Origin of the sequence: Streptomyces tatrensis (genome assembly GCF_049310065.1) — a bacterium.
In the GTDB taxonomy this organism is placed as follows: Bacteria; Actinomycetota; Actinomycetes; order Streptomycetales; family Streptomycetaceae; genus Streptomyces.
The window spans coordinates 3,965,178-3,989,634 of the sequence record NZ_JBMDLB010000011.1 but is presented as its reverse complement, the minus strand read 5'-3'; the positions used below and the strand labels follow the sequence as shown (position 1 = coordinate 3,989,634).

Genomic DNA, 24,457 nt, shown 5'->3' with positions numbered 1-24,457 from the left:
AGCCCCCTACACCCAGGTGTCCAGCCACATCCGGTTCTGCCAGGAATCCATCGGGATGGTCTGACCCGTGTAGATGGGCCAGAAGTAGATGAAGTTCCACACGATCAGGAGCACCAGCACACCGGCCGCCACCGCGCCCAGGGCGCGGCGGCGTTCCGAGGAGCCGGCCGGGCCCAGCAGGGCGCCGATCATCATGGCCACCGCCAGGCACAGGTACGGGACGAAGACGACCGCGTAGAAGAAGAAGATGGTCCGCTCCTGGTAGTTGAACCAGGGCAGCAGGCCCGCGCCCAGCGCGCACGCGATCGCGCCCGCCCGCCAGTCGCGGCGGAAGAACCACCGCCACAGCACGTACAGCAGCGCGAAGCAGCCCGCCCACCACAGCAGCGGCGTGCCGAGCGCCAGCACCTCGCGCGCGCACTTGGCGGTCTCCGTCGCCGGGCAGCCGTCGGTGCCGGGTGCGGGGGACTCGTAGAAGTAGGAGACGGGACGGCCCAGGACCAGCCAGCTCCACGGGTTCGACTCGTAGGTGTGGCCCGAGGTCAGGCCCACGTGGAAGTTGTAGACCTCCGTCTCGTAGTGCCACAGGCTCCGCAGCCACTCCGGCACGAAGGACCACGAGCTGTGCTGGTCGTTCTTGGCGGCCCAGTCGCGGAAGTAGCCGCCCTTGCCGTTGTCGGGGGAGAGGATCCAGCCGAGCCACGAGGCCACGTAGACGGAGATCGCCACGGGGACCAGGGAGAGGAAGCCGGTCCAGCTGTCGCGGCACAGCATCGCCACGTACGGGGAGCCCGCGCCCGCCGTGCGGCGCGCGGCCGCGTCCCACAAGACCGTCAGCACGCCGAAGAAGGCCAGCACGATCAGGCCGTTCCACTTCGTGCCGAAGGCCAGGCCCAGGCTGACGCCGGCCAGGAGCCGGTACGGGCGCCAGCCCAGCTTCAGCGTCTCCGCGATCCGGGCGTCCGGGCGGGTCCGGCCCTCCTCGTCCACCGGGAGCGCCGCCGCGAGCCGGGCCCGCACCTTGTCCCGGTCGATCACCAGCGATCCGAAGGCGCCCAGCACGAAGAACATCAGCACCAGGTCGAGCAGCGCGGTCCGGCTCATCACCAGGTGCAGGCCGTCCACCGCCAGCAGGAGGCCGGCCAGGCAGCCCAGGAAGGTGGAGCGGAACAGCCGCCGCCCGATGCGGCACAGCATCAGGACGGACAGGGTCCCGAGCACCGCGGTCATGAACCGCCAGCCGAACGGGTCGAAGCCGAACATCCACTCGCCCAGGCCGATCACCCATTTGCCGACCGGCGGGTGCACGACGTAGCCCGGGTCCAGCGGGAGGGAGACCCCGTTGGGATTGGCGAGGATCGACTTGTCGATGTCCTTGGGCCAGCTCGCCTCGTAGCCCTGCTTGATCGTGGCCCAGGCGTCCTTGGCGTAGTACGTCTCGTCGAATATCACCGCCTTCGGGCTGCCCAGATGGGCGAACCGCAGCACCCCGGCGACCAGCGCCACCAGCAGCGGCCCGGCCCACGCCAGCACCCTCCCCCAGCGCTCCGCCGCGGCCGGCCCGACCCCGAGCTGCGCCCACAGCTGGGCGGAGGGCCGTGCGTACGGGGGCACCAGGCGGGTGCGCACGTCCGACTGCCGCTTCGCCCCGGCGGGCGGAACGTAGCCGAAGCCGCGCAGGCGGCGCAGCCAGGGGGACGGCTGGTCGGCGGGGTCCGGGCCGGGCCCGGCCTCGGTGGCGGGCGGGGCCCCCGCAGGGCTGGGCGGCGGCGTCGCGGTACTGGTCACCGGCACATCGTAGGGAACGACCCTGTGCCGGACCCAGGGGGACGGGAGTGTGGGGCGCGGCGGTTGGGGCGGCTGAGAGGATGGGGCGGTGACCACTGACCAGCCCGGCACCGCCGAAGCCCCCTCCCCGGCCTCCTCGCCGGCCCCCTCCGACGCACACGGGGCCGGCGTCCTCGTCCTCGCCGGGACCCCCATCGGCGACCTCGCCGACGCCCCGCCGCGGCTCGCCTCCGAGCTGGAGCGGGCCGACGTGATCGCCGCCGAGGACACCCGGCGGCTGCGCAGGCTGACGCAGGGCCTCGGCGTGTACACCACCGGGCGCGTCCTGTCGTACTTCGAGGGCAACGAGTCCGCGCGCACCCCCGAACTGGTCCAGGCCCTGGAGGCCGGCAAGCGCGTCCTGCTGGTGACGGACGCCGGCATGCCCTCGGTCTCCGACCCCGGCTACCGGCTCGTCGCCGCCGCCGTGGAGAAGGACATCAAGGTCACGGCCGTCCCCGGACCCTCCGCCGTCCTCACCGCGCTCGCCCTCTCCGGGCTGCCGGTCGACCGCTTCTGCTTCGAGGGCTTCCTGCCGCGCAAGGCCGGCGAGCGCCTCGGCAAGCTCCGCGAGCTCGCCGCCGAACGCCGCACCCTCGTCTACTTCGAGGCCCCGCACCGGCTCGACGACACCCTGGCCGCGATGGCCGAGGTCTTCGGAGCCGACCGCCGCGCCGCCGTCTGCCGCGAGCTGACCAAGACCTACGAGGAGATCAAGCGCGGCGGGCTCGGCGAGCTGGCCGCCTGGGCCGCCGAAGGCGTGCGCGGGGAGATCACCGTGGTCGTCGAGGGCGCCCCCGCCGCGGCCCCCGGCGATGTGGACGCCGAGGAGCTGGTGAACCGGGTACGGGTGCGCGAAGAGGCGGGGGAGCCGCGCAAGGAGGCCATCGCGGCGGTCGCGGCCGAGGCCGGGGTACCCAAGCGCGAGGTGTTCGACGCGGTCGTCGCGGCAAAGAACGCGGCACAAAAGTCGCCGTCGGTCGGTAAAGAGCTAACCTGAAAAGCAAAGCTCAGACCGCGCACCGGGCGCTTTGGGCATGACTCGCCCAAGGACCGTCCAACACTAGACAGGGCCTGATGCGCTCCCGCCCGAAGAGGCGTCCACTGGCAATGGCAGCAGTGGAACAAGAGGAGCTGGCATGAGTGAGATCGCCGAACCCCACCCCCCATCCGCCGGACCCGTCACTTCGACCGTCGCCGCACCGGCCGTCCCGGCCGTTCCTTCGACGGGGTCCGCTCCCGAGGCCGTGCCGACCGTGCACGAGGCGTACTCCTTCGCGTGCATGAAGTGCGGATACGGCTGGGAGCAGGGATACGAGATAGAGCACCACACCGACGGCCGGGGCCTGCCGTTCATCGTCTACACGGCGGACGGCGAGCGGGTCCCCTCCCCCCTGTCCAACCCGACCTGCATGAACTGCGGCGGCCACGTGGTGCGGATCATGCGGGAGGGCCAGGTCAAGTCGGTCATCGGCATGCTCGACCAGCTCTACCACCACCGCGCGGCCCCCGGGATCGCCGGCCCGGTGCCCGCCGGGTACTTCGAGAGGGCCCCCAAGCCCCGCAAGGCGGCCCTGCACGAGGCCCCCGGCCCGGTCCACGTGGAACGGCCCGGGCCGATGGCCAGGCTGCTGGGGTTCTTCCGCCGGTCATAAGATCGGCCGTATGAGCCGTAGTACGCCGAACGACGCGCCGCCCCCGCTGCCCGAACCGCTGCGGGTGGCGGTCGCCGACTCCCACACCCACCTGGACATGCAGTCCGGCACCGTCGAGGAGGGCCTGGCCAAGGCCGCCTCCGTCGGGGTGACCACCGTCGTCCAGGTGGGCTGCGACGTGAAGGGCTCCCGCTGGGCCGCCGAGACCGCAGCCGCGTACGAGAACGTCCACGCGGCCGTGGCCCTGCACCCCAACGAAGCCCCCCGGATCGTGCACGGGGACCCCGACGGCTGGTCCAGGCAGGGCGCCCGGACGGGCGGCGGCGAGGCCGCGCTCGACGACGCGCTCGCCGAGATCGAGGCCCTGGCGGCCCTGGCGCACGTGAAGGCGGTCGGCGAGACCGGCCTCGACTACTTCCGGACCGGCCCGGAGGGCATGGCCGCGCAGGAGCGCTCCTTCCGCGCGCACATCGAGATCGCCAAGCGGCAGGGCAAGGCCCTGGTCATCCACGACCGCGAGGCGCACGCGGACGTGCTGCGCGTCCTGCGCGAGGAGGGCGCCCCCGAGCGGACCGTCTTCCACTGCTACTCCGGCGACGCGGAGATGGCCCGTGAGTGCGCCGCCGCCGGCTACTACATGTCCTTCGCCGGGACCGTCACCTTCAAGAACGCGGCGCCCCTGCGCGAAGCCCTCGCGGTGGCCCCGCTGGAGCTGGTCCTCGTGGAGACGGACGCCCCGTACCTCACCCCGGCCCCCTACCGCGGCCGGCCCAACGCGCCCTACCTCATCCCGCTGACCGTACGGGCGATGGCCGCGGTCCGCGGCATCGACGAGGACGCCATGGCGACGGCACTGGCGGCCAACACGGCTCGCGCCTTCGCGTACTGAGCACCTCCGGCGGGTCGCCCCGGCTCCTCCACGGGGTCGCCTACGGCGCCTGCTGACGGCCGGCCGGGCCGCTGCCGGGGCCGCCTCACCCGTTCGCCACGTTCCGTAGCCGCCCGACTTTGTTGCGTCACGATCGCTCCGCTAGGGTGCCGTGCCCGAAGCAGCCGGACGGACCAGTGGAGCGAGCGCGATGAGCGATGTGGCCTGGCCGGCCGGTGGACGCGACCCCTGGGCCGCGGCCCCGGACCCGCACCCGGATCTGGATCTGGACCCGTTCCCGAGCGGCGGCACGGACCGCGACTCGTACCCGGACATGGACCCGGACCCGTACCAGGGCCCGAGAGCGTCGAGCCAGGCCCCGGACGCCGAACCGGCACCTCACCGGAACCGCGACCCGTACGCGGGCCCGGGCGGGGACCCGTACCGGGCCTCGGACCCGGAGCCGGACACGTACCAGGGCTCGGTCCCGGGCCCGGGCACGGGCACGGGCACGGACGAGTACCGGGGATCGAGGTCGGACCCGGACCCGTACCGGGGCTCCGGTACGGACCCGGACCCGTACCGGGGGTCGGGGGAGATCGCGGACCTGGTTTCGGGGCAGGGGGTGGATCCTTACCCGTCCTCCTCCCCGGGGGCTCACCCGGAGCCGGGGGTGCCGGCGCCCCGGGGTGGCGGGCGGCGGCGGACGGCTGCCGAGTCCGGGGCGGGCCGCCGGGCGCGCGGACGGGCCCCCGCCCCGGCTGCGGAGCCGGCGGCGGCACCGGCCGGCGGCACCGCCCGGGCGCTCGCTCCGGACCTCGCCCCCGAGGCGGAAGCCCCGGCCACCGGCCGCCGCCGTCGCGGTGAGCCGGTGGCGCCCGTGGACACCGCCCCGGCCGGACCGGGCACCGGGCGGCGCCGGGGCGGCGGCGGACTCGGCACCGTGCCCGCGCCGGCCGGCCCGGGGGCCGGCTCCGCCCCCACCCCCGGTCCGAGGCGGCGCAGGAGCGCCGCACCCGCTCCCCGGGACAGCTGGCGGCGCATCGTGCCGCAGGCCCTGGTCGTCGCGTTCCTGGCGGGCGGCACCACCGCCTTCGTCGCCGCCGACAAGGCCGTGCGCCTCACCGTCGACGGAGTCCCGCGGACCCTGCACACCTTCGCCGACGACGTGGACGAGCTGCTCGCCGCCGAGGGCCTCGGCGTCGGCCCCCACGACCTCGTCGCCCCGGCCGGGGCGGAGGTCCTCGACGACGGGGACGAGATCGTCCTGCGCTACGGCCGCCCGCTGAGCCTGACCCTCGACGGACAGCGGCGCGAGGTGTGGACCACCGCCCGCACCGTGGACGGCGCGCTGCGCCAGTTCGGCATCCGTGCCGAGGGCGCCTACCTCTCCACGCCTCGCACCGCCGCCGTTCCCCGGACCGGCCTGACCCTCGCCGTCCGCACCGAACGCAGCATCACCTTCATGGCCGACGGCCGCGAGCGGGCGATCCGCACCAACGCCGCCACCGTCCAGGAGGCCCTCGGCGAAGCGGGGATCACCCTGCACGGCCAGGACACCACCTCCGTGCCCGCCGGCTCCTTCCCGCGCGACGGCCAGACCGTCACCGTGCTCCGCATCACCGGCACCCGCGAGATCCGCGAGGAACGCATCCCGTACGCGACCGAGCGGGTCAAGGACTCCTCCCTCTTCGCCGGCACCGAAGTCGTCGAGCGCTCGGGGCGGCCCGGGGCGCGCAGGGTCACGTACGGCCTGCGGACCGTCAACGGGGTCCGGCAGAAGCCCCGCAGGATCGCCGAGGAGACCGTCCGCGAGCCCGTCAGCCAGCTCGTCAAGGTCGGCACCAAGCCGCTCCCGACCTCCGTCCAGGGCGCGGACGGCCTCGACTGGGGTGCGCTGGCCCGCTGCGAGTCGGGCGGCCGGCCCGGCGCCACGGACCCCTCGGGCACGTACGGGGGGCTCTACCAGTTCGACGTACAGACCTGGCAGGCCCTCGGCGGCAGCGGCCGCCCGCAGGACGCCCCGGGCCCGGAGCAGACGTACCGGGCGAAGAAGCTCTACGTACAGCGGGGGGCGAGTCCCTGGCCACACTGCGGCCGTACCCTTTATCGGTGAGCACCGCAGAGCAGCAGCCCGAAAACACCGCGCCGGAGACCTCCGCGCCGGAGACGTCCGCACCCGGGACGTCCGCGCCCGAGACCTCCGCCCTCCTCGGCGCGGCCGACATCCGGGAGCTGGCCGCCGTACTCGGCGTACGGCCGACGAAGCAGAAGGGCCAGAACTTCGTCATCGACGCCAACACGGTGCGCCGCATCGTGCGCACCGCCGAGGTCCGGCCGGACGACGTGGTCGTCGAGGTCGGACCCGGGCTGGGCTCGCTGACGCTCGCACTGCTGGAGGCCGCAGACCGGGTCGTCGCCGTCGAGATCGACGACATCCTGGCCGCCGCGCTGCCCGCCACCATCGAGGCGCGGATGCCGGAGCGCAAGGACCGCTTCACGCTGGTCCACTCCGACGCGATGCTGGTCAAGGAGCTGCCCGGCCCGCCGCCGACCGCGCTCGTCGCGAACCTGCCCTACAACGTGGCCGTGCCGGTCCTGCTCACCATGCTCGACCGCTTCCCGAGCATCGAGCGGACCCTGGTCATGGTGCAGGCCGAGGTCGCCGACCGGCTGGCCGCCGAGCCCGGCAACAAGGTCTACGGGGTCCCCTCGGTCAAGGCCAACTGGTACGCGGACGTCAAGCGGGCCGGCGCCATCGGCCGCAAGGTCTTCTGGCCCGCCCCGAACGTCGACTCCGGACTCGTCTCCCTGGTCCGCCGCGCGGAGCCGGTCAAGACCACCGCGACCAAGGCCGAGGTCTTCGCGGTCGTCGACGCCGCCTTCGCGCAGCGCCGCAAGACGCTGCGCGCGGCGCTGTCCGGCTGGGCCGGGTCCGCGGCGGGCGCCGAGGCGGCGCTGGTCGCCGCCGGGGTCTCCCCGCAGGCCCGCGGCGAATCCCTCACCGTCGAGGAGTTCGCGGCGATCGCCGAGCACAAGCCCGCCGCGGAGAGGCCCGCGCTGTGAGCGGGACGGTCACCGTACGGGTCCCCGCGAAGGTCAACGTCCAGCTGGCGGTGGGCGCGGCCCGGCCGGACGGCTTCCACGACCTCGCCAACGTCTTCCTGGCCGTCTCCCTCTACGACGAGGTCACCGCGACCGCGGCCGGCGAACTGACCGTGACCTGCGCCGGACCGGACGCCGGCCAGGTGCCGCTCGACCGGACCAACCTCGCGGCCCGGGCCGCGGAGCTCCTGGCGGAGCGGGCGGGCATCGCACCCGACGTGCACCTGCACATCGAGAAGCGGATCCCGGTGGCCGGGGGCATGGCCGGGGGCAGCGCCGACGGAGCGGCCGCGCTCCTCGCCTGCGACGCGCTGTGGGGCCTTCGGACCCCGACCCCGGACCTCCTCTCCCTCTGCGCGGAGCTGGGCAGCGACGTGCCGTTCAGCCTGGTCGGCGGGGCGGCGCTGGGTACCGGGCGCGGGGAGATCCTGACCCCGGTGGCGGCCGGCACCTTCCACTGGGTGTTCGCGGTGGCCGACGGCGGGCTCTCCACCCCGGCGGTGTTCCGGGAGTTCGACCGGCTCACCGCCGGTACGGAGGTCCCCGCCCCGCAGGCCTCCCCGGCCCTCCTCGCGGCCCTGGCCTCCGCAGACCCGGACGAGCTGGCCGCGACCCTGGCCAACGGGCTCCAGCCCGCCGCCCTTTCGCTGCGGCCGTCGCTGGCCGACACCCTCGCGGCGGGCGCCGGGGCCGGAGCCCTGGCCGGGCTGGTCTCCGGCTCCGGTCCCACGACGGCCTTCCTGGTCCGCGACGCGGAGTCGGCGATGAAGGTGGCGGCGGCCCTCGACGCCTCCGGCACCTGCCGCAGCACCCACGTGGCCACCGGCCCGGCCCCGGGCGCGACCCTCCTCTGACGCCGCCCGGCCGGCCCGGCCGAGCCCGCCGCCGGCCCTGCCCGCGGGGCCGGCGCCCCCGACCGTGCCGCTGCGCGGCGAGGAGTCCCCGACCCGCCCTTCCACCGTTCCCCGGGGCTCCGCCCCGGGGGCCAGCCCCCGCACCCCCGCGCCTCAAACGCCGGCGGGGCTGGATGTGGCCGGCCCGTGCCATTTCAGCCGTCCGGCGTTTGAGGACCGGGGTCTGGGGCGGAGCCCCAGGACGGGTCCGGGCAGCGCCCGGGGAACGGGCGAAGGGCGGGTAGGGGACTTTGCCCGCGCCAGCGGCAAGGGTTGCTGCGGGGGTTTCGCCCCGCGCAGCGGGAAAGGTCGCTGCGGGGACTCCGCCCCGCGCAGCGGCACACGTCGGGGGAACCCCGTGCAGCGGAGGGCGGGCCCGGGGCGGAGCCCCCGGGTACCTAGGCGGGGGTGAGTATCCGCGCCCTGTTGCCGGGAGGGCCCGCGCGGGAGCGTAGGGGCCATGGGAGCCAGCGCAAGCGACATCGCCACCGCCACCCCCGCCACGCGGGACCGCTACGTCGACCTGCTCCGGGTCGCCTCGCTCGGGACCGTCATCGCGGGCCACTGGCTGATGGCCGCCGTCAGCACCGACGGCATAGGGAACCTGCTCGCCGTCGTGCCGCCGCTCCAGGTGCTCACCTGGGCGCTGCAGGTGATGCCGGTGTTCTTCTTCGTCGGCGGCTTCTCGCACGCCCTGTCCTACCGGTCCCTCGCCCGCCGCACCGACGGCCCCGTGTACGCCGCCTTCCTGCGGGCCCGGCTCCGGCGGCTGCTGCGGCCCACCCTGGTGTTCGTCGCCGTCTGGACCGCCGTCGCCCTCACCGTGCAGCTCCTCGGCGGGGGCGGCGGCCGCCTGTCGGGGGCCGCGTTCCGGCTGGTCACGCAGCCGCTGTGGTTCATCGGGATCTACCTCGCGATGGTCGCCCTCACCCCGCCCCTGCTGAAGCTGCACGAGCGCCACGGCTGGTCCGCCTTCGGGGCCCTGGCCGCGGCGGCCGCCGCCGTGGACCTGCTGCGCTTCGCGGGCGGTGTCCCGTACGCCGAGTTCCTGAACTTCGCCTTCGTCTGGCTCGCCGTCCACCAGCTCGGCTTCCTGCGCGCCGACGGGCGCATCCGCCGCCCCGGCGTCCTCGCCGCCGCCGGGCTCGCCGGGGCCGTCCTGCTGGTGGCGTACGGGCCGTACCCGCTGTCCATGGTCGGGATGCCCGGGGAGAAGGTCTCCAACATGGCCCCGCCCACCCTCGCCCTGCTCGCGCACGGGATCTGGCTCGTGGGCGCCGTGGAGCTGCTCAGGGGCCCCGCCGCCGCCTGGCTGGCCCGGCCCCGGGTCTGGCGCGGCGTGGTCGCCGCCAACGGGGTCGCCATGACGGCCTTCCTCTGGCACCTCACCGCGATGCTCGCCGTGTACGCCGCCCAGCTCGGCCTCGGCTTCGCCCTGCCCGAGCCCGCCGGGGCGGCCTGGTGGGCCCAGGTCCCGGTCCGCTTCCTCGCCGCCGCCGCGCTGACCTGCGTACTCGTCGCGGTCTTCCGGCGCTTCGAAGCACCCGGTACGAGCAGCGCCGGGCCGGGCTCCGGCCCCCGCGCCGCCCTCGGCACCGCCCTCTGTCTCCTCGGGATCCTCGGGCTCTCCACGACCGGCCTCGGCGGGCTCCTGGAAGGCCACAGCGCCACCCTGATCGCCCTCCCGGTCACCGCGCCCGCCGCGATCGGCATGGCGCTGGGCGGCTGGCTGCTGGTGGAACGGTCCGGCACTTCGCGGAGGGTTAGGCTGAGGGGCTGATCCACACCCCTTCCCTGGAGCGCTCCTGATGGCCGTCAACCTGGTCAATGTCGAGGCAGTCAGCAAGGTGTACGGCACCCGTACCCTGCTCGACGGCATCTCCCTCGGCGTATCCGAGGGGGACCGGATCGGTGTCGTAGGCCGCAACGGCGACGGCAAGACCACCCTCATCCGCATGCTCGCCAAGCTGGAGGAACCCGACACCGGCCGGGTCACCCAGAACAGCGGCCTGCACATGGGCGTGCTCACCCAGCACGACTCCCTCGACCCCAAGGCCACCGTCCGCCACGAGATCATCGGGGACATGGCCGACCACGAGTGGGCCGGCAACTCCAAGATCCGCGACGTGCTGACCGGCCTGTTCGGCGGGCTCGACCTGCCCGGCTTCGGGCAGGGCCTCGACACGGTCATCGGCCCGCTCTCCGGTGGCGAGCGGCGCCGCATCGCGCTCGCCCAGCTGCTCATCGCCGACCAGGACCTCCTCGTACTCGACGAGCCCACCAACCACCTCGACGTCGAGGGCATCTCCTGGCTGGCCAAGCACCTCCAGGAGCGCCGCTCCGCACTCGTCTGCGTCACCCACGACCGGTGGTTCCTCGACCAGGTCTGCACCCGCATGTGGGACGTGCAGCGCGGAGAGGTCCACGAGTACGAGGGCGGCTACAGCGACTACGTCTTCGCCCGCGCCGAGCGCGACCGCATCGCCTCGACCGAGGAGTCCAAGCGGCAGAACCTGATGCGCAAGGAGCTGGCCTGGCTGCGCCGCGGCGCCCCGGCCCGTACCTCCAAGCCGCGCTACCGCATCGAAGCAGCCAACGAGCTGATCGCCGACGTGCCGCCGCCGCGCGACAAGTCCGCGCTGATGAAGTTCGCCAACGCCCGCCTCGGCAAGACGGTGTTCGACCTGGAGGACGTGACCGTCCAGGCCGGCCCCAAGACCCTCCTCAAGCACCTCACCTGGCACCTGGGCCCCGGCGACCGCGTCGGTCTCGTCGGCGTCAACGGCGCCGGCAAGACCTCCCTGCTGCGCGCCCTCGGCGAGGCCGCCCGCACCCAGGGCGAGGTCCAGCCGGCCGCCGGCACCGTGACCGTCGGCAAGACCGTCAAGCTGGCCTACCTCTCGCAGGAGGTCGGCGAGCTCGACCCGTCCCTGCGGGTCCTGGAGGCCGTGCAGCGCGTCCGCGACCGGGTCGACCTCGGCCAGGGCCGCGAGATGACGGCGGGGCAGCTGTGCGAGCAGTTCGGCTTCACCAAGGAGAAGCAGTGGACGCCCGTCGGTGACCTCTCCGGTGGTGAGCGGCGCCGGCTGCAGATCCTGCGCCTGCTGATGGACGAGCCCAACGTCCTCTTCCTCGACGAGCCCACCAACGACCTCGACATCGAGACCCTGACCCAGCTGGAGGACCTCCTCGACGGCTGGCCCGGGTCGATGATCGTGATCTCGCACGACCGGTTCTTCATCGAGCGCACCACCGACACGGTCATGGCCCTGCTGGGCGACGCGAGCCTGCGGATGCTGCCGCGCGGCCTCGACGAGTACCTGGAGCGCCGCCAGAAGATGATCGACGCGGCCGCTCCGGCGTCCGCCCCGGCCGCCGCCGGAAAGTCCTCGGCCTCCGGGGACGCGCGCGCCGCGAAGAAGGAGCTGCAGAAGATCGAGCGGCAGCTCAACAAGATGACGGACCGCGAGAGCAGCCTGCACGCCCAGATCGCCGAGAACTCCACCGACTTCGACAAGGTCGCCAAGCTCGACGCCGAGCTGCGGGAACTCATCTCGGGCCGGGACGAGTTGGAGATGCGCTGGCTGGAGCTCGCCGAAGACGCGTAGGGCTCGCCCCGCCTCCGGGGCCCGCGCACCCCAACTGGCCGATAACGACGGCATCACGGGCCGGTCCTCCCTTGGGAACAGGGGTCGGACCGGCCCGGCGCGGTTCTCGTCGTCAGTGATAGAAAGGGCTTCCTCCCACACCCGAAGCCGAAGGTATGCGCTGATGACCGAGCCGCCCCAGCCGCCGAACCAGCCGCCGAACCCTTCCGGTTACGGGCACCTGCCAGGGCCCCCGCAGCCCGGTTACGGGTTCCCGCCGCATGGCGACAACCCGTACGCGCAGCAGCCCCAGCCGCACCCCCAGCAGCAGGGCCCGTACGGCCAGCAGCCGCAGGGCCCGTACGGTGCGCAGCCGCCCGGGGGCTACGGCTTCCCGCCGCCGCCCCCGCACATGGCCCCCGGCGCCCCCGGCATGCCGCCCGGGCCGCCCGGCGGGCCGAAGAAGAAGCTCGCCGTGCTGATCGCGGCCGCCGTCGCCGGCGTGCTCATCCTGGGCACCGGCGGCTACTTCGCGTTCTTCGCCGGCAAGGACAAGGGCGCCGACCAGCCCGTCGCGCAGGACTCCGCGCCGCCCGCGGACGACAAGGCCTCGCCCTCCGCCTCGGTGGACAAGGGCGACGGCAGTGGCAACGGCTCCGAGGAGGAGGAAGACCTCAACGCCGGCCGCAAGCAGGGCGAGGACAAGGTCCTCTGGTTCAAGACCAGCAAGATCGACGGCCCCGGCGCGGGCGTTGACTCCAAGGGGCAGTGGATCGTCGGCGACACCGTCGTCAAGACCGTCTGGAAGTCGGTCACCGGCTACGGGGTCAAGGACGGCAAGGAGAAGTGGACCCTCACGCTCCCCGCCGTGATCTGCGGGGTCACCGACATGACCGCGGACGGCAAGACCGTCGTCATGTACGAGAACGGCGAGTCCGACAGCGCCGACTGCAACCAGATGAGGCTGATCGACCTCAAGGCCGGCAAGGAGGGATGGTCGAAGGAGGTCCCGAAGGAAGGGCTCTTCGACATCTTCACCTCCCCCGACCTCGCCCTCACCGGCGACACCGTCGTCGTCAACCGGATGGGCACGAGCAGCGCGTTCAAGGTCAGCACCGGGGACAAGCTCTTCAGCAGCAAGGTGGAAGTGGGCTGCCAGCCCAGCGACTTCGCCGCCATGAACGGCAAGATGCTCGCCGTCGCCACCTGCCAGGACGCCGACAAGACCGTCCAGGTCATGGACGCCGACCCGGCCACCGGCAAGAACACCTGGATCTACAAGCTCCCCAAGGGCTTCCAGGTCAAGAACGTCTACTCGCTGGACCCGATCGTCCTCGACCTCGGCAACAGCGAGGGCAAGGAGCGCTCCATCGTGGTCCTCGGACCCGACGGAAAGCAGCGCACCACCGTCTCCGGCGAAGGCACCTTCCCCGTCGGCTGCGGCGGCCTCTTCAGCTTCAACCGCTCGATCCAGAGCTGTGGTTCCTCCTACGTGGACGCGAACACCCTCTACCTGCCCACCAAGGCCGACATCGGCCAGCCGAACGAGATCGTCGCCTTCGACCTCGCCACCGGCAAGGTGAAGTGGCGCACCCCGGCCGGCGAGGGCCGCACCCTCACCCCGCTGAAGGCGGCGGGCGGCCAGGTCGTCGTCTACCGCGAGGCGGAGAGGGAGAAGGGTGGCGAGGTCCTCACGATCCCGGCCGCCGGGGGCACGCCCACCGCGGTCCTGCGCAACCCGTCCGGCCCCGCCGCCCCGGTGGAGAGCTCCTTCCTCGCCCCGAAGGTGGACTACGTGGACGGCCGGCTGTTCGTCTCCGCCTCCCACCTGAAGGCCGACAACAAGAGCGAGAAGTTCCTGATGGTCTTCGGCAAGTGAGCGACCGCCCCGAGAACGAGCAGTCCGCCGAACCACCCACCGAGAGGCAAGAGCACCGATGAGTACCCCGCCGCCCCCCAGCCAGCCGCCGTCCGGCGGTTTCGGCGCGCCGCAGGACCCGCCGCCGGGCGGCTTCGCCGCGCCCGGGCCCCCGCTCCCGCCCATGCCGGCCGGCCCCCCGCCGCCGCCCCCCAGCCAGCCGCCGACCGTCCCGGCGCCGGCCGCGTCCCCCGGTGCGCAGGCCTCGTACGGGTACCCGCAGGACCAGGCCTACGGCTACCCGCAGCAGCAGCCGCAGCCCGTCACCGCGCCCATGTACGCGGCCCAGGGCCCGGCGGTCCCGGCCGGCGGCGGCAGCGGCGGCAACGACGTGCGCACCCAGCTGATGATCGTCGGCGCGGCCCTCCTGGCCATCGTCCTCATCGTCGGCGGCGGCTTCTGGTACGTCTCCGGCGAGGAGGGCCCCGGAAACCAGCCCGTGGCCGGCGGCAGCGAGAGCCCCGGCGGCGACAAGGCCCCGGGCGGCGGCGGCACCGAGAAGGTGCCGGCCAAGACCAAGTCGAAGACGCTGCTCAACGTCCCGATGCCGGAGTCGAAGGAGATCGTCCAGATCCCCGGCTCCTGGCTCACCGATACCACTTACGCCAAGTCCGACATGGCCAAGGTCGTCGGCTACAACCTCGCCGACGGCGCCAAGAAGTGGGAGATCCCGCTCGGCGCCAACGTCTGCGCCGCGAGCCGCTGGGTCTCGGACAACAAGACGGCGATCCTCTTCGACGAGGCCATGCCGACGGACGAGAAGAAGCACCAGCCGTGCAACCAGGTCGGCGTCATCGACCTGAACGCCGGCAAGCTGCTGTGGAAGGCCACCACCAAGGTCCAGGGCGGCGGCGACAAGCCGATCCAGTTCGAAGAGGTCACCATCAGCGGCCAGACCGTGGCCGCGAGCGGACTGTACGGCGGCTCCGCCTGGAACCTCGCCGACGGCAAGTCCCTGTGGACGCCCAAGGTCGGCTCGGACGACTGCAAGGACCTCGGCTACGGCGGCGGCCCGGCCCTCGCCGTGATCCGCCGCTGCGGCCAGTACAAGGGCTACACGTTGTCCGCCCAGGCCCTCGACCCGGTCACCGGCGCACAGAAGTCCTCGTACAAGCTCCCCGAGGGGCTGGAGTTCGCCCAGATCGTCTCCACCAAGCCGCTGATCGTCGCGGCGGACGTCAACAACACCTCCAAGAACGCCATCGGCGTCAGCGACCTCTTCGTCCTCGACGACGCGGGTCAGCTCAAGACGCGCATCCCGCTCACCTCGGGCAACTACAACCCCGAGTGCGGGGCCACCGAGGTCGAGGACTGCACCAACATGGTCGTCGGCAACGGCAAGCTCTACCTGCCGACCGAGGAGCACAAGGGCACGAGCGACTCCGGCCGCACCAACGAGATCGTCTCCTTCGATCTGGAGACCGGCAAGCTGACCACCGACCGCGCCGACGCCGGCGAGCGCTACACGATCTACCCGCTGCGCATGGACGGCTCCAACCTCATCGCCCACAAGGTCCCGCCCTACGACGGCGGCGGCCAGGTCGTCTCCATCGACGGCAAGACGATGAAGGAGACGCTGCTCATGCAGCAGCCGGCGACCAAGGAGTCGCAGCGCGCCGAGACGCAGTTCCTGCCGGATTCCGCCGAGTACCGCTACGGCAACGGAAAGCTCTTCATCGCCCGCACCGCGATCATGAGCAAGTCCTCGGTGGCGACGGATCCTTACTACAGCTTCGTCTCCTTCACCGCCGGCTGAGCCGCCTCACGCCGGCCGCGCCTCGAGTCCACCGTCTCCACAGGATGACCTGAGCGCGCGACCGCACCCGAAGCCCCCGGAAGGTCCGCCCTTCCGGGGGCTTCTGCGCGGTATCCGCACCGCGCCGTCGAACAAGCGTGTAGCTTGCCGGGGCAGAAGGGCGGGGGTGGGTACCTCAATGGGCGTACGGGTCATGGTGGTCGACGAGCACCGGCTGCTGGCCGAGGCGCTCGCCTCGGCCCTGAAACTGCGCGGGCACCGGGTGCTGGCGGCCGCGGCCCCGGCCGCGGGCGCCGCCGAGCTGGTCATCAGCCGGGCCCCGGAGGTCTGCCTGCTGGGCACCGCCACGCCCGCCGAGCCCGGGGTCTTCGAGCCGATCGTGCGGATCAAGCGGGAGCGCCCGCAGATCGCCGTGGTCGTCCTGGGCCCGGTGCCGAGCCCGCGCGGGATCGCCGCCGCCTTCGCGGCCGGCGCCTCCGGGTACGTACGCCACGACGAGCGCATCGAGGGCGTGGAGCGGGCGCTGGCCAAGGCCCGGGCGGGGGAGGTCGCCATCTCGCCGCAGCTGTTGCAAGGGGCCTTCGCCGAGCTGCTCAACCCCGCCGCCCAGCCCGACGACGAGGGCAGCCGGCTGCTGCGGCTGCTCACCCCGCGCGAGGTGGAGGTGCTGGTCCGGGTTGCCGAGGGCGAGGACACCCGGCTGATCGCCGCCGGCATGGCCATCGCTCCGAGCACCGCGCGCACGCACGTCCAGCGGGTGCTGATGAAACTGGGCGTGGGCTCGCGGCTGGAGGCGGCCGCGCTGGCCGCCCGTACCGGTCTGCTGGACCGGGCGGGACTGCCGCCGTCCGGGGGCGCCCGGCCCTGATCCGGGCCCGGGATTTCCCCGGCGGCGCGGATTCGGGTATGCCGGTGACCAGCACGCGTACGGTGCGTGCGTTTCCCCGGCGAGAGGCAGCAGGCACGTGAGCGAGACGGCGTCTTCCAAATACCTGGTCACCGGCGGAGCCGGATACGTGGGCGGGGTGGTCGCGGCCCACCTCCTTCAGGCGGGCCACGAGGTCACCGTCCTCGACGACCTCTCCACCGGCTTCCGTTCCGGGGTGCCGGCCGGCGCCGCGTTCATCGAGGGCCGCATCCAGGACGCCGCCGAGCACCTGGACCCCTCCTACGACGGGGTCCTGCACTTCGCGGCCTCCTCGCAGGTCGGCGAATCCGTCGTGAACCCGGGCAAGTACTGGGAGAACAACGTCGGCGGCACCCTGGCCCTGCTGGCCGCGATGCGCGGGGCGGGCGTGCGCCGGCTGGTGTTCTCCTCCACCGCGGCGACCTACGGGGAGCCCGGCGACGGGCCGCTGACCGAGTCCTCGGTGACCGCCCCCACCAACCCGTACGGGGCCTCGAAGCTGGCCGTCGACCACATGATCGCGGGGGAGTGCGCGGCACACGGCCTCGCGGCGGTCTCGCTGCGCTACTTCAACGTGGCCGGGGCGTACGGGCAGTTCGGCGAGCTGCACGACCCCGAGACCCACCTGATCCCGCTGGTGCTGCAAGTGGCGCTCGGCGAGCGGGAGTCGATCTCCGTGTTCGGCGAGGACTACCCCACCCCGGACGGCACCTGCGTACGGGACTACATCCACGTCGCCGACCTGGCCGAGGCCCACCTGGCGGCGCTGCGGGTCGCCGCCGAGGGGGAGCACCTGGTGTGCAACCTCGGCAACGGCAGCGGGTTTTCGGTCCGCGAGGTCATCGAGACGGTCCGCAAGGTCACCGGGAAGGAGATTCCCGAGATCGTGGCCCCCCGCCGGGCCGGCGACCCGGCCTTCCTCGTCGCCTCCGCCCGCACGGCCCACGAGCGCCTCGGCTGGACCCCGAGCCGTTCGGACCTCACGGGCATCGTGACGGACGCCTGGAACTTCACCCGCGCCCGGCGCGGCTGAGCCCGCGGGCACCCCTGCCCCACCCTGACACTCCCGCGCCCCCGCCCCCACCAGGGCGGGGGCGCGCGTGCGTTCGGGGCGCGCCCTCGCCGGGCGCAGCGCGCGGGCGCCCGGCGTGCGCACGCCGAGTGAAATACCCGCCGTGCAACTGCCCATGGCACGCGACCGGACGGAACGGGGCTTCCACGGGCGGGAAGTAGTCGTTTTCAAGCCACCTCGGAGCTTCTCCGGAACCGGCTCGCCGGAAAATCGCTCGGAAAACTTCTGTAATTCGGCCAACCACGAGCCGACCGCGGCCCTAGGCTGATGCGTGACACCGGTGGGGGCCGGTGTTGATTCAGGGGTCGAGACAAGTCGGGTACGACGTCCGGTCCGGGGTAGTGCAGAGATGTCACGGCGGCGGCCGCGGCGCCTGCGGATCACCCGGTCCGGGCGTCGTACCCGCAGCCGTCCGTTCCCCGACCCTTGGGGGTTTTGTGGTCCGTATCCGGGTACTCGTGGTCGACGATCACCGTATCTTCGCCGAATCTCTCGCCGCCGCGCTCGCGGCCGAACCGGACGTGGACGTCTCCGCGGCCGGCAGCGGCCCCGCCGCGCTCCGCTGCCTCGAACGCGCGGTGGCCGAGGGCCGCCGCTTCGACGTCCTGCTGGTCGACTCCGACCTTGCCGCCGTCCCCGCGGGCGTCCCCGCCCAGCGGGAGTCCGGTTCGGCCCCGCCCGCCGCCGACGGGATCGCGCTGGTGGCAGGCGTACGGGTATCCCACCCCGAGGTCCGTACGGTCGTCCTCGCCGAGCGCGACGACGCCCGCCGGGCCGCCCTCGCGCTCCAGGCGGGAGCCTCGGGCTGGGTGGCCAAGGACTGCTCGCTCTCGCGGCTCCTGGCCGTCATCCGCGGGGTCCTGCGCGAGGAGACGCACCTTCCGCCCGCGCTGCTCACCGGCGTGCTCCGCGAACTGACCGCGGCGCGCAAGCACCGTACCGACAGCGAACGGCTGGTGGAGTCCCTCACGCCCAGGGAACACGAGGTGCTGCGCTGCATGGTGGCGGGGCTGGGCCGCAAGGACGTGGCCGCGCGGCTGTTCCTCTCCCCGCACACCGTCCGCACCCACATGCAGAACGTGCTGGGCAAGCTGGGCGTGCACTCCACGCTCGCGGCGGTCGCCCTGGCCAGGCGGGCCGGCGTACGACCCGCCGACCTGCCGGGACTGCCGGGGCAGGGACTAGCCGGGGATGTTGTCGAACGGAGCGGTCAACTGGCGTAGCAGGCCCGCGAGATCGCCGCGCTGCGTCCGTGAGAGCTGGCCCAGGATCGCCCGCTCCTGGGCCAGCAGCCCGGCGAGCGCCTGGTCCGCGCGGTCGCGGCCCTCGGGGCTGAGGCGCACCAGGACCCCGCGGCGGTCGTTGGGGTCGGGCAGCCGTTCGACGAGGCCCTTCTTGGCGAGCCGGTCGATGCGGTTGGTCATGGTCCCGGAGGTCACCAGGGTCTGCGTCAGCAACTGGCCGGGGGAGAGCTGGTAGGGCGCGCCGGCCCGCCGCAGCGAGGTCAGTACGTCGAACTCCCAGGGCTCCAGGCCGTGCTCGGAGAAGGCCAGTCGGCGGGCACGGTCGAGGTGCCGCGCGAGCCTGCTGACGCGGCTGAGCACCTCGAGTGGTTCCACGTCGAGGTCAGGGCGTTCCCGCCGCCATGCCGCGACCAGTCGGTCGACCTCGTCCTCCATGCGGATCAGTGTAAAGGGTCTGTCGACGTGAAGTCTCTTTAAATCGAGTATCTCGATCTCGAGTATCTTGACATCGAGATATATTTTTCGCCACCATGGGCATGGAGGGGGCCGGAGACGCTTCCGCTTCCGACCGCACCGCCAGCAGGGAGGCTCGAACATGCATTCCGATACCGCGCCCGCGCAGACCGCCCCCACACCCCACACGACCCCCACCTGGGACCCGCAGCAGTACCTCCGGCACGCCGGCCACCGGGCCAGGCCCTTCCTCGACCTCCTCGCCCGCATACCCGAGCTCCCCTCCCGGACCGCCCGCATCGCCGATCTCGGCTGCGGCCCCGGCAACGTCACCGCGCTCATCGCGGACCGCTGGCCCGAAGCCCACATCACCGGCTACGACCTCTCCCCGGAGATGCTCCACCGCGCGGACGCCGAGTACGCCGGCCGCACCGGAGGCGGCGGCAGGCTCGACTTCCGCCACGGCGACCTCGCCGACTGGCTCCCGGAGGAGTCCTACGACCTGATCGTCTCCAACGCCGCCTTCCAGTGGGTCCCCGGCCACGCCGGCTCCTTCGCCCCCTGGATCACCGGACTGCGCCCCGGCGGCACCTTCGCCTTCCAGATCCCCGGCAACTTCACCGCCCCCAGCCACCGGATCCTCGCCGAGCTGTGCGACACCCCGCGCTGGCGGGCCCGGCTCGCCGGACACGGAGCCCGCTACATCCACATCCTCGAACCCTCCGTGTACCTGGAGCGGTTCACCGAGCTCGGCTGCTCCGCCGACGTCTGGGAGACCACCTACCACCAGCTGCTCCAAGGCCCCGACCCGGTGCTGGACTGGGTCAAGGGCACCGCACTGCGCCCCGTGCTCACCGCGCTGGCCGACGACGAGGAAGCCGCCGAGGCCTTCCTCGCCGAGTACCGCACCCTGCTCCGCGCGGCCTACCCCGCGGGCCCCCGCGGCACCGTCTTCCCGTTCCGCCGGATCTTCGCCGTGGCCCGCAGGGAGGCGTGAGCATGCTCGCCGGAGTCGACCACGTCCAGCTCGCCGCCCCGCCCGGCTCGGAGGACCGGCTGCGCGCGTACTACACCGAGGTGCTCGGCATGACCGAGATCCCCAAGCCGCCCGTGCCGGCGGCGCGCGGGGGCTGCTGGTTCGCCGCCGGGCCGGTCCAGCTCCACCTGGGCATCGAGGAGGACTTCCGCCCCGCCCGCAAGGCCCACCCGGGACTCAGGGTCGACGGCATCGAGAGCTACGCGAGCAGACTGGAGGAGCGCGGCGCGAAGGTCGTCTGGGACGACAACCTGCCGGGGCACCGTCGCTTCTACTCCGAGGATCCGGTGGGCAACCGGCTGGAGTTTCTGGAACCGCACGCCTTGGAACCGCACGCCTTGGAACCGCACGCCCCGGAACCGCAGGCCCCGGAACCGCAGGCCCCGGAACCGCACGCCCCGGAACGCGCCGGCCGCTGAACCACCGCGGCGCACACGAAGGCGCCCCGCCACCGGAGATCCGGTGACGGGGCGCCTTCGTGCGTGCGGGACCGATCAGAGCAGGTCGGCGTAGGCGTTCCAGCCGCCACCGATGGAGGTGTTGCCCTGGAAGGTGTTCAGGCCCTTGAGGCCCGTCGCCTTGTAGACCTTCGCGTAGCCGGCGGAGTCGACGCCGACGAGGTCGGTGCGGCCGTCACCGGTGATGTCGCCGACCGGGGCCAGCTTCTTGAAGCCGTTCCAGCCGCTGGAGCCGATCTTGACGCGGTCGGCGAAGCCGGCGGCGCCGTTGCCCGGGTAGGCCCACAGCGAGCCGTCCGTACCGCGGGCGAGCAGGTCGGCGCGGCCGTCGCCGGTCACGTCGCCGGCGCCGAAGAGCTTGTTGTAGATGCCCCAGCCGGAGCCCAGGCGGACCCGGTCACGGAACTGGTAGCCGTTGCCGGTGCTCGGGTAGAGCCACAGCACGTTCGACTTGTCGCGGGCCAGCAGGTCGCCGTAGCCGTCGCCGGTGAGGTCGCCCACGCCGACGAGGGAGTTGTAGATGCCCCAGCCGGAGCCCAGGTACTTGTCGCCGATGTAGAGCTTGCCGCCGCCCCACATGAGCCAGCTGGCCTCGTTCTGGGAGTCGAACGAGGAGGCCACGGCCATGCCGACCTGGCTGATCGGCGCTTCGCCGCTCCCCAGGATCTCCCGGCGGTCGCCGAAGCCACCGTCCTGCCTGCCGTAGTAGTAGTAGACCGCGCCGCCGCCGGTACGGCCGACCAGCTCGGAGCGGCCGTGCGCGGGCACGCCGCCCTGGCCGGAGATCAGGTCGGTGACACCCCAGCCCTTGCCCAGCAGCACGCGGTCGGCGAGGCCTTCAGCGCCGTTCGAGCGGTAGCTCCACTTGGTGCCGACCGCGTCACGGGCCACGACCCAGGTGCCGCCGGTGTTGCTGGTCAGCACCTGGAGCTGGTTGTACATGTTCCAGCCGGTGCCGCGCTTGATCCGGTCGCCGAAGCCGCCGGCGCCGTTGCCCGGGTAGACGTAGAGCAGGCCGCCCGGCGTGGCCACCAGGAGGTCGGACTTGCCGTCCTCGTTGAAGTCGCCGCCGCCGACGATCTGGGAGTAGATGTTCCAGCCGCCGCCGAGCGCGATCCGGGAGCCGTACGGGCTGCTCGAACCGGCCGTGCCCTTGCCCGGGTACAGGTACAGGGCGCCCGCGTACGTGCGGGCCAGCAGGTCCGCCTTGCCGTCGCCGGTCAGGTCGCCGACACCGGTGACCTTGTTGTAGACGTTCCAGCCGCTGCCGGACCAGCCGGTGCTCGAGGCCCCGTACCGGTCCGCCGTCAGCAGCGACAGCCTGCCGGTGACGGAGAGCGTCAGCAGCTCCGGGCGCCCGTCGCGGTCGAGGTCGCCGGCCGGGACGACGTCCTTGAAGTCCTGGCCGTAGTTGGGGCCTTCGCCGCCATCGGCGCCGGGTACGCCGTACTCCGGGTCCTCGGGGTCGTTGAAGGTCTTCAGGTACGTCTTGCCGTTGAGCCCGCGGTACAGGATGTCGGACCAGCCGTCACCGTCCACGTCGAGCAGCGGCCCCACCGGGGCGGCCGCGCTGCGGGTGCTGTTCTTGGCCTTGGGCGCCGGGGCCTGCGGCCGGGTGCCCGTGGGGCTGTCGACGGTCTCGGGACGCTCGGCCTTCGCCGTGGGAACCGGCTTCTCGGAGGCCGAGACCGGACCGGAAAGGAGCATGCCCGCCGCGACGGCGAGGGCGGTGCAGGCCGCGATGCGGCCGGAGCGCGTGGAGCGCATGAAAGACAAGAGGTCTCCCTGGTAGTCAGGCGAAACCGGGTTGAACGATCTCGTTCACGGCGCGCGGCATGGCTGCGCTGCACGTGAGACGGCATTCCCCCCCGGGAGTTACCGAAGACTACCTGTGTGGCGCGCGTTGTCCAGACATTAAACGAGCCTTTTTGATCACGTTCAGAACGCAGCGGTGCCCGGGGCCACCGGCCCCGGGCACCAGGTGCGACGTCCCGCTCACGCGCCGCGAACGGGACGGCACGCTCACTTCTTGCGGTGGCCCACCAGCCGGGGCTTCGCTTCCAGGTTCTCCAGTCCGTGCCAGGACAGGTTCACCAGGTGCGCCGCGACCTCGGCCTTCTTCGGCTGGCGCGTCTCCAGCCACCACTGCCCGGTCAGCGCGACCATCCCGACCAGCGCCTGCGCGTACAGCGGGGCCAGCTTCGGGTCGAACCCGCGGGCCTTGAACTCAAGACCCAGGATGTCCTCGACCTGCGTGGCGATATCGCTGATCAGCGAGGCGAAGGTGCCCGTCGACTGGGCCACGGGGGAGTCGCGGACCAGGATCCGGAAACCGTCCGTGTAGTTCTCGATGTAGTCCAGCAGGGCGAACGCCGCCTGCTCCAGCAGCTCCCGCGGGTGCCCCGCCGTCAGTGCACCCGTCACCCCGTCCAGCAGCTGGCGCATCTCGCGGTCCACGACGACCGCGTAGAGACCCTCCTTGCCGCCGAAGTGCTCGTAGACCACCGGCTTGGAGACTCCGGCCTTCGCCGCGATCTCCTCCACCGACGTGCCCTCGAACCCCTTCTCGGCGAACAGGGTGCGGCCGATGTCCAGCAGTTGCTGGCGCCGTTCGGCGCCCGTCATCCGGACCCGGCGGCTGCGCCTGGGCTTCTCGCTGCTGGAACTGCTGCCGTCGTTTCCCACGCCCCCCATCATGCCGCGTTCGACACTTCTTCCTTGCGCCGGGCGTCGATGCGGGCCTCGGACGGCCAGCGGACGTCGGACGCCCAGCCCAGCTGTTCGAACCAGCGGATCAGCCGCGCGCTGGAGTCGACCTGGCCGCGCAGCACGCCGTGGCGGGCGGAGGTCGGGTCGGCGTGGTGCAGGTTGTGCCAGGACTCGCCGCAGGAGAGAACGGCCAGCCACCACACGTTGCCGGAGCGGTCGCGCGACTTGAACGGGCGCTTGCCCACCGCGTGGCAGATCGAGTTGATCGACCACGTCACGTGGTGCAGCAGCGCGACCCGGACCAGGGAGCCCCAGAAGAACGCCGTGAAGGCGCCCCACCACGACATCGTCACCAGACCGCCCACCAGCGGCGGCAGCGCCAGCGAGAACATCGTCCAGAAGATGAAGTCGCGCGAGATGCGGCGGATCGCCGGGTCCTTGATCAGGTCCGGGGCGTACTTCTGCTGATCGGTCTGCTCCTCGTCGAAGAGCCAACCGATGTGCGCCCACCACAGGCCCTTCATCAGGGCCGGCAGCGTCTCGCCGAAGCGCCACGGCGAATGCGGGTCGCCCTCGTGGTCGGAGTACTTGTGGTGCTTGCGGTGGTCGGCCACCCAGCGCACCAGGGGTCCCTCGACCGCCATCGAGCCCATGACCGCCAGGGCGATGCGCAGCGGCCGCTTCGCCTTGAAGGAACCGTGCGTGAAGTAGCGGTGGAAACCGATGGTGATGCCGTGGCAGGCCAGGAAGTACATGAAGACCATCAGGCCCACGTCCAGCCAGCTCACCCCCCAGCCCCAGGCGAGCGGAAGCGCCACCAGCAGGGCGAGGAAGGGGACGGTGATGAACAGCAGCAGCGCGATCTGCTCCACGGACCGCTTGCTCTCACCGCCGAGGGTCGCGGACGGCACGGACGCGCCGGAAGACGCCGAGGCGTCCTCGATCACGTCGGGACTGATGGTCATAGGT

General features: G+C 72.7%; 19 protein-coding genes and 1 pseudogene. 15 read left to right on the top strand and 5 right to left on the bottom strand.

The features are described 5' to 3' along the window. Positions 1-6 precede the first annotated feature (6 nt). Positions 7-1,788 carry a dolichyl-phosphate-mannose--protein mannosyltransferase gene (locus ACODT5_RS33685; RefSeq protein ID WP_422522871.1) on the bottom strand — a complete coding sequence of 594 codons (1,782 nt, stop codon included), beginning with the start codon at positions 1,786-1,788 and terminating at the stop codon, positions 7-9. Between the two features lie 88 nt (positions 1,789-1,876). Here ACODT5_RS33685 and rsmI point away from each other — a divergent pair, with 88 nt between their 5' ends. The 13 genes from rsmI (at position 1,877) to ACODT5_RS33620 (ending at position 18,811) form a co-directional block, all read left to right on the top strand. Continuing rightward, complete coding sequence (gene rsmI / locus ACODT5_RS33680) at positions 1,877-2,827, top strand: 16S rRNA (cytidine(1402)-2'-O)-methyltransferase (RefSeq protein WP_422522870.1); 951 nt, start codon at positions 1,877-1,879, stop codon at positions 2,825-2,827. A 283-nt stretch (positions 2,828-3,110) separates the two neighbouring features. Then, positions 3,111-3,482, top strand: coding sequence for a hypothetical protein (locus tag ACODT5_RS33675; protein WP_422525121.1), 372 nt, complete (start codon positions 3,111-3,113; stop codon positions 3,480-3,482). 10 nt (positions 3,483-3,492) lie between these two features. Then, entirely contained in the window at positions 3,493-4,371 is an 879-nt protein-coding gene (locus ACODT5_RS33670; protein WP_383956350.1) for a TatD family hydrolase, read from the top strand. A gap of 652 nt (positions 4,372-5,023) precedes the next feature. Next, complete coding sequence (locus ACODT5_RS33665; RefSeq protein ID WP_422525120.1) at positions 5,024-6,466, top strand: ubiquitin-like domain-containing protein; 1,443 nt, start codon at positions 5,024-5,026, stop codon at positions 6,464-6,466. A gap of 110 nt (positions 6,467-6,576) precedes the next feature. Further along, positions 6,577-7,416, top strand: coding sequence for a 16S rRNA (adenine(1518)-N(6)/adenine(1519)-N(6))-dimethyltransferase RsmA (gene rsmA / locus ACODT5_RS33660; RefSeq protein ID WP_327309406.1), 840 nt, complete (start codon positions 6,577-6,579; stop codon positions 7,414-7,416). Next, positions 7,413-8,309: a 4-(cytidine 5'-diphospho)-2-C-methyl-D-erythritol kinase gene (locus tag ACODT5_RS33655; protein ID WP_422522869.1), complete on the top strand. Its 897-nt coding sequence runs from the start codon at positions 7,413-7,415 to the stop codon at positions 8,307-8,309. Before rsmA ends, ACODT5_RS33655 begins: the two co-directional genes overlap by 4 nt. 499 nt (positions 8,310-8,808) lie before the next feature. After that, positions 8,809-10,128, top strand: a complete 1,320-nt coding sequence (locus tag ACODT5_RS33650) for an acyltransferase family protein (protein ID WP_422522868.1) — start codon at positions 8,809-8,811, stop codon at positions 10,126-10,128. Positions 10,129-10,156: 28 nt separating this feature from the next. Beyond that, the gene (locus tag ACODT5_RS33645; protein ID WP_422522867.1) at positions 10,157-11,956 is read left to right on the top strand and encodes an ABC-F family ATP-binding cassette domain-containing protein; all 1,800 of its coding nucleotides are present in this window, start codon (positions 10,157-10,159) and stop codon (positions 11,954-11,956) included. Between the two features lie 163 nt (positions 11,957-12,119). Continuing rightward, on the top strand, positions 12,120-13,814 hold the full coding sequence (locus ACODT5_RS33640) for an outer membrane protein assembly factor BamB family protein (protein WP_422522866.1): 1,695 nt from the start codon (positions 12,120-12,122) through the stop codon (positions 13,812-13,814). A gap of 58 nt (positions 13,815-13,872) precedes the next feature. After that, complete coding sequence (locus ACODT5_RS33635; RefSeq protein WP_422522865.1) at positions 13,873-15,609, top strand: PQQ-binding-like beta-propeller repeat protein; 1,737 nt, start codon at positions 13,873-13,875, stop codon at positions 15,607-15,609. Positions 15,610-15,787: 178 nt separating this feature from the next. Then, on the top strand, positions 15,788-16,477 hold the full coding sequence (locus ACODT5_RS33630) for a response regulator transcription factor (protein WP_385380127.1): 690 nt from the start codon (positions 15,788-15,790) through the stop codon (positions 16,475-16,477). A 97-nt stretch (positions 16,478-16,574) separates the two neighbouring features. Beyond that, positions 16,575-17,549, top strand: a complete 975-nt coding sequence (gene galE, locus ACODT5_RS33625; RefSeq protein WP_422522864.1) for a UDP-glucose 4-epimerase GalE — start codon at positions 16,575-16,577, stop codon at positions 17,547-17,549. Positions 17,550-18,025: 476 nt separating this feature from the next. Beyond that, positions 18,026-18,811 (top strand): LuxR C-terminal-related transcriptional regulator, encoded by a 786-nt coding sequence (locus ACODT5_RS33620; protein WP_385380088.1) that lies wholly within the window; start codon positions 18,026-18,028, stop codon positions 18,809-18,811. Here the strand turns inward: ACODT5_RS33620 and ACODT5_RS33615 are convergent. Continuing rightward, positions 18,770-19,267, bottom strand: coding sequence for a MarR family winged helix-turn-helix transcriptional regulator (locus ACODT5_RS33615; protein WP_250737464.1), 498 nt, complete (start codon positions 19,265-19,267; stop codon positions 18,770-18,772). The two genes, ACODT5_RS33620 and ACODT5_RS33615, sit on opposite strands and share 42 nt — an antisense overlap. 160 nt (positions 19,268-19,427) lie before the next feature. On the opposite strand from ACODT5_RS33615, the gene ACODT5_RS33610 reads away from it, so the two are divergent. Both ACODT5_RS33610 and ACODT5_RS33605 read left to right on the top strand, forming a co-directional pair. Further along, positions 19,428-20,282 carry a trans-aconitate 2-methyltransferase gene (locus ACODT5_RS33610; RefSeq protein WP_422522863.1) on the top strand — a complete coding sequence of 285 codons (855 nt, stop codon included), beginning with the start codon at positions 19,428-19,430 and terminating at the stop codon, positions 20,280-20,282. A 2-nt stretch (positions 20,283-20,284) separates the two neighbouring features. Continuing rightward, positions 20,285-20,638: pseudogene (locus ACODT5_RS33605) on the top strand (VOC family protein); the annotation flags it as partial. Between the two features lie 177 nt (positions 20,639-20,815). Here ACODT5_RS33605 and ACODT5_RS33600 read toward each other — a convergent pair. The 3 genes from ACODT5_RS33600 to ACODT5_RS33590 form a co-directional block, all read right to left on the bottom strand. Further along, a complete protein-coding gene (locus tag ACODT5_RS33600) occupies positions 20,816-22,546 on the bottom strand; it encodes an FG-GAP repeat domain-containing protein (RefSeq protein WP_422522862.1) in 1,731 nt (576 codons plus the stop codon). Positions 22,547-22,801: 255 nt separating this feature from the next. Further along, positions 22,802-23,473 (bottom strand): TetR/AcrR family transcriptional regulator, encoded by a 672-nt coding sequence (locus tag ACODT5_RS33595; RefSeq protein ID WP_250737780.1) that lies wholly within the window; start codon positions 23,471-23,473, stop codon positions 22,802-22,804. Then, entirely contained in the window at positions 23,473-24,453 is a 981-nt protein-coding gene (locus ACODT5_RS33590; protein WP_422522861.1) for an acyl-CoA desaturase, read from the bottom strand. The genes ACODT5_RS33595 and ACODT5_RS33590 overlap by 1 nt, the downstream gene beginning before the upstream one ends. Positions 24,454-24,457: the final 4 nt, after the last annotated feature.